Source organism: endosymbiont of Riftia pachyptila (vent Ph05) (genome assembly GCF_000224455.1).
Lineage (GTDB): Bacteria > Pseudomonadota > Gammaproteobacteria > Chromatiales > Chromatiaceae > Endoriftia > Endoriftia persephonae.
The window spans coordinates 1-5,552 of record NZ_AFOC01000142.1 but is presented as its reverse complement, the minus strand read 5'-3'; the positions used below and the strand labels follow the sequence as shown (position 1 = coordinate 5,552).

The window sequence follows — 5,552 nt, the reverse complement described above, 5'->3', positions numbered from 1 at the left end:
GTGCCGACAACCACGGCGGTCAGCAATGCCCCCGCCGGCAAACCGCTCTACTTGACCCGCATCCCCGGCTCGGCGCCTTCATCGGGATTGAGGATGAACAGATCCTTGCCACCGGGGCCGGCGGCCAGCACCATCCCCTCAGAGACGCCAAAGCGCATCTTGCGCGGTGCCAGGTTGGCCACCATCACGGTGAGTCTGCCCACTAAGTTTTCGGGCTGATAGGCGGATTTGATGCCGGCGAAGACGTTGCGCTGCTCGCCGCCCAGATCGAGGGTCAGCTGCAGCAGCTTGTCTGCCCCCTCCACATGGTTGGCCTCAACGATTCGTGCAATGCGCAGGTCGAGCTTGGCGAAGTCACCGAACTCGATGGTGTCGGCAATGGGATCATTGCTCAGGTGGCCTTCGGTGGCAGTCTTCTTCGGCTTGCTCTGCTGCGTCGCCTGCTGCTTCAAATCCTCTTTCGAATGCTCCAGCATCGCCGCAATCTGCTTCTCTTCGACCCGGGTCATCAGTGGCTTGAATTTACTGATCTGGTGGCCGATCAGCGGGTTCTGCAGGTCGTCCCACAGCAGCGGTTTGACCTGTAGGAAGGCCTCGGAGGCGGTGGCAGTGGCGGGTAGGATTGGCCGTAGGTAGCCGATCAGCACCCGGAACAGGTTGATGCCCACGGAACAGATATCCTGTAGCTCCTGTTCCTTGCCCTCCTGCTTGGCGATCACCCAGGGCTGCTTCTCGTCGATGTACTGATTGGCCCGGTCGGCCAGCGCCATGATCTCGCGTACTGCGCGGCTGAACTCGCGCTTTTCGAAGCGCTCGGCGATGCTGTCGCCTGCCTCGACGAACTGGTTGAACAGGTCGGCCTCAGCGAGGTGGCTGGATAGCCTGCCATCGTAACGCTTCTTGATGAAGCCGGCGCAGCGGCTGGCGATGTTGACCACCTTGCCCACTAGGTCCGAATTCACCCGCTGGGCGAAGTCCTTCAGGTTGAGGTCGATGTCGTCGACCCCGGCGCCCAACTTGGCGGCGAAGTAGTAGCGCAGATACTCCGGATTGAGGTGGTCCAGATAGGTGCGGGCCTTGATGAAGGTGCCGCGGGACTTGGACATCTTCTGCCCGTCCACGGTGAGAAAGCCGTGGGCGAAGACTGCGGTCGGCTTGCGGAAGCCGGCCCCCTCCAGCATTGCCGGCCAGAACAGGCAGTGGAAGTAGACGATGTCCTTGCCGATGAAGTGATAGACCTCGGCGTCGGAGTCGGCCTGCCAGTAGTCGTCGAACGCCAGCCCCTCGGTGCGTTCACAGAGGTTCTTGAAGCTAGCCATGTAGCCGATTGGTGCGTCGAGCCAGACATAGAAAAACTTGCCGGGATGGTCGGGGATCTCGAAACCGAAGTAGGGGGCGTCGCGGGAGATGTCCCACTCCTGCAGGCCAGACTCGAACCACTCGCCGAGCTTGTTGGCCATCTCCTGCTGCAGGTGGCCGGCACGGGTCCACTGTTTCAGCATCGCCTCGAAGTTGGCCAGCTTGAAGAAGTAGTGGTCCGACTCGCGCTCTTCCGGTTTGGCGCCGGAGACCGCCGAGACCGGGTCCTTCAGCTCCGCCGGGGAGTAGCTGGCGCCACATATCTCGCAGTTGTCGCCGTACTGATCCTCGGCGCCGCACTTGGGACAGGTGCCTTTGATGAAGCGGTCGGGCAGAAACATGTTCTCCACCGGATCATAGGCCTGGGTGATCATGCGCTTGGCGATATGGCCGGCGTCCCGGTTGCGTTCATAGATCGTCTTGGAGAGCTCGCGGTTCTCCTCGGAGTGGGTCGAGTGGTAGTTATCGAAGCCGATGCGGAAGGCGGCGAAGTCGGCCTGATGCTCCTCACTAACCCGGGCGATCAGCGCCTCCGGCTCAATTCCTTCCTGGCGGGCGCGCAGCATGATCGGCGTGCCGTGGGCGTCATCGGCGCAGACATAGTGGCATTGGTGGCCGCGCATCTTCTGGAAGCGGGCCCAGATGTCGGTTTGGATATACTCCACCAGGTGGCCGATGTGGATCGGTCCATTGGCGTAGGGCAGGGCGCTAGTGATGAGAATCTTGCGAGGTGTGGCGTTCATCTGCGTCAGTTTCCGGGAGCGGTTTGATCAGGCCGTTGGGCCGCTGAAAGCGCCGCATTATGCCACAAAGCGGCTGATGGGATGAGGGGGAACGCGCTGAACCTGAGCCGTTTTCAGTGGCTCAGGTTGATCGGGTGACGGGGGGGGCAGTTCAACCGAGAGTCAGGAGGATCTCATCCCCAAGGCGCACAATCTGCTCCCCAGCCGGTTGCTGAGCGGTGACCAGGCTGGCCTCATCTGCTGTATCGAGTGGGTCGCCCTGGCTGTCTTGCAGGCGGATCTCCAGGCCGAGCGAGTCGGCGATGGTGCGGCTTTCGATGAGGCTGTGGCCGACCAGGTTCGGCATCTTGCGCAGCTCGTCGGCCCCCTCAGGCGCCGGAACCGGGATGATTTTAAAGGTCAGTTTTGCACTGATGTTGGCCTGGTAGCCGTAGCGGTTGGCGTATCCGGCATCCACCGGTGTCGCGTAGAGGCGCGGCCTGATACCGAGATTGCGGCCGATCCGCGAGAGTTGTGTCGCGACCGCAGGTTGAGGCGCGGTTGCGGATGTCGGCGTTGCGCCGCCCTGTATCGATCGACCCAGGTGCAGTGAGACCCGCACCTCGCCGGTGGTCTCAGGCAGCGCATAGAAGGTGGGGCGGTAGCCGATATCGCGTAGTAGCGCGAGTGCCGCCTCGCCGCCCTCGGAGTAGATCTCCAGGGTCTTGGCCAGTGCGCCGTCATCCAGCCCTGTTGCGCCTCAGCTACGCCCTCACCCACTGAGGCGATGATGTCGCCCAGTGGCGAGGCCACTACATCGCGAACCAGATCCCGGATCTCTCCACTCATCGCTATCTCTCCTCTCTGCAATCAGGGCGTGGCAAACACCACCAGCACCCGCTCGCCCCGGGCAATCTCGGCGCCGGCTTTGGGCGACTGTTGGATCGCCTGGCCGACCGGTATCTTCGGTTTGGGGCCGAGTGATTTGCTGACGGGCTCCAGGCGCAGTCCGGCTGCCTGAAGCAGACGCCGTACCGCGGTCTCGGTCAGTCCGCTGACATCGGGTACCTTGACGTTGTCACTGGTGATGGGGCGCTCACGCTTTGGCAGCAGTTCCAGCTTCACTCCGGGCAGGGCAACGCCAGCGCTGAGCCGGCTCAGGTCGACCAGACTTGCCAACGCCATTGATTGACCGTCGTCGCTGACGCTGCCGCGCAGGTCGAGTTCGATCTTGCCAAAACGATAGCCGTGTTGTGCATCGTGCAGTCGCCGGTTCGCGGCATCGACCTCGGCACCAATGTTGGCCGCGATGTCCTGGATCGGCGCCTTGTGGCTGGCTGCGGCACTGAAGCTCGCGTTCTCCTCCTTCAGCTTGGCCTCGTTAGCCAGGCTTTTGGCGAGCGTGCTCTCCAGCTCTGCGATGCGGCTGCTGGCCTTGCTTAGATCCTGCTGGCGTGTGGCGAGCAGTTGATCTTTCTGGCTGAGCTGAGATTGCAGCTTTGCCTCGTTTGATCTGAGCTTCAGTACCTCAGCGTTGTAGGTATCGAGGAGTGTGGTGTTGCCTGTCGCAACTGTTGCATTGCCGGTGCTTGCCGCGGTGGTGCGTGACAGGTTGATGTTGGATGCAAGGGCTATATTGCGCATCAGGGTGGCGCTGGAGACTTCGGCCCGTTTCGCCTGACCGGCTACGGTATGTTGGATCCGGCTGAAGCGGCTGTTCGAGGCGCTCAGCGGATAGGCGGTCTCTGCGAGCCGCTCCACCTGACCGAAATCGACACTCAGCACCTGGCTGGTGGCGTTGTAGCTGAGCTTGCCCGACTGCGCCAGTACCCGCGGTGCCGGATTGCCCGCTTCTGTCAGACGCAGCATTGGGGCATAGAAGGCGCCCGAGCGCAGACGAGTCGCCTTGGCCTGCCAGATGCCTTTGGCTGCTGATTTGGCCGAGGCAAGTCGCACCCAGCGCCGCGAGCTGAGCACATAAACCTCGAGATTGACGGTGACCCCCACAGCATCTGCGCCCTCATCGCTGAGGATGCGGGCGAACGCCTCGATGACCTTCATGCGCCACCTCCCGCCGGCAGGCTCAGATGGGCGACCTCGCTGCCAAGCTCAGCGCTTACCACCAACACCGCCTTGGCGGGGATGCCGGGGTCGATATCGAAGCGCGTTTCGGCACTGCCGGTTGCGTCGGTTACCAGCAGCGCATCGGCCAGACGGGTGCCGGCCCGCTGGCTGGTGAGGGTGATGCCTTGGATCAGTGAAAGCTGCTTGGAGGCCTCCATGTTGAGATTCAGCTCAATCGTCTGGCCGACTAGGATCTCGCCCGCCGAGTTGCTTGGCTGTGACCCTGATGGTGTGGCGGCGTGCGTTTTCACGAGTTGATGAGAGGCTGAGGATCGGCGTTGGCAAGCCCTCACCCGGCGGTACCGCCACCAACCGTCCGGAGAGGGTGCTGGAGATCTCCTGAGTTGCAGTGTTGCTGCCATTGAGTGGGATGATGCGCAGTCGCACTGCGCCGCTATTACTGCTGACTGTCTCCATCGTGGCCTGTAGTTGGAAGTCGAGATAGGGGAGGTGGTAGCTGGGCAGGGGGCGGCCGAAACGATCCAGTGGTGGGGCGCTATTGAGTGCGTCCTGCGCCTCGCGAACGCCATCCGCGATCGACACCAGCAGCTCCTCCAGTGATTCTGCAATGAAACGGCTCGGAGTGCTCATCTGCTTAAGGCTCCTTGGCGGTTGTGTCGTGCGCGATCACGGCGGGCCTGGTCGCGTTCTTCCTCACGGCGCTGCTCCTGGCGTCGCTGCAGTGCACGCATGCGGTTGCGCTGCATGCGCTCGAACAGGTCGCCAGAGCCGCCGTTGTCGGTAGAGAGGCGCCGTCGCGTGCGCTCCGCATAGGGCCCGGTCTGGTCCATTGCGCCGCTGATCTGCCGCTGGCGGTCCTGCCAGAATTGATCGATCTTCTCCACCGCACGCTGCGGAGCTTCTGCCATCTTGGTGTATTTGTCGAGCTGGGCGGTGGCCTTGGAGAGCTTGTCGGCGCCGAGTTTACGCAGCTCCTCACGCTCCTGATCAAGGCCATGTTCGGCCAGCTGTCGATCGAGATTCCGCAGCTGTGCAGAGGTGCGGGAGAGCGAGCCGCCTAGTTGCCGGCCAACATTGGCGAGGTTGTTGAGGGGCGATAGCCGGTCCCGCGCCGCCTCCCGCAGGGTCTGGCGTTGGGTGTCGCGGCGCGCCAGCCACTGGTTGACCGAGCTGCCATGACTGGTTGCGTCGGAGCGGGTGGTGCTAGTTGAGGGGGCTGCTGAGCCGGGCCGGCTGCTGCCACTGCGTGCTGCTCTTCGCAACTCGGCGGAGCGTCTTTGCAGGGCCTCGCGATGTGCCTCCCAGGCGCGCTGTTGGGTGCGGCGCTCAGCGAAGCTCGGTACCTGAAAGCGTGCCGCATCGCGAGGGTCGAGCGGCTCCCCTTCG

6 protein-coding genes are annotated in these 5,552 nt (G+C 63.0%); all 6 read right to left on the bottom strand.

Annotated elements, in window-relative coordinates; genetic code table 11:
• Positions 1-47: 47 nt before the first annotated feature.
• A complete protein-coding gene (gene metG, locus RIFP1SYM_RS15385) occupies positions 48-2,102 on the bottom strand; it encodes a methionine--tRNA ligase (protein WP_005966497.1) in 2,055 nt (684 codons plus the stop codon).
• Positions 2,103-2,253: 151 nt separating this feature from the next.
• On the bottom strand, positions 2,254-2,703 hold the full coding sequence (locus RIFP1SYM_RS15380) for a PASTA domain-containing protein (protein ID WP_005966496.1): 450 nt from the start codon (positions 2,701-2,703) through the stop codon (positions 2,254-2,256).
• A gap of 248 nt (positions 2,704-2,951) precedes the next feature.
• A complete protein-coding gene (locus tag RIFP1SYM_RS15375; protein WP_005966495.1) occupies positions 2,952-4,142 on the bottom strand; it encodes a PASTA domain-containing protein in 1,191 nt (396 codons plus the stop codon).
• Entirely contained in the window at positions 4,139-4,363 is a 225-nt protein-coding gene (locus tag RIFP1SYM_RS15370; protein WP_039960725.1) for a hypothetical protein, read from the bottom strand. Before RIFP1SYM_RS15370 ends, RIFP1SYM_RS15375 begins: the two co-directional genes overlap by 4 nt.
• A gap of 13 nt (positions 4,364-4,376) precedes the next feature.
• Positions 4,377-4,796 carry a hypothetical protein gene (locus RIFP1SYM_RS15365; protein ID WP_005966494.1) on the bottom strand — a complete coding sequence of 140 codons (420 nt, stop codon included), beginning with the start codon at positions 4,794-4,796 and terminating at the stop codon, positions 4,377-4,379.
• On the bottom strand, positions 4,793-5,552 hold a 760-nt coding region (locus tag RIFP1SYM_RS18425; protein WP_039960724.1), incomplete at its 5' end, for a hypothetical protein. The genes RIFP1SYM_RS18425 and RIFP1SYM_RS15365, both read right to left, overlap by 4 nt.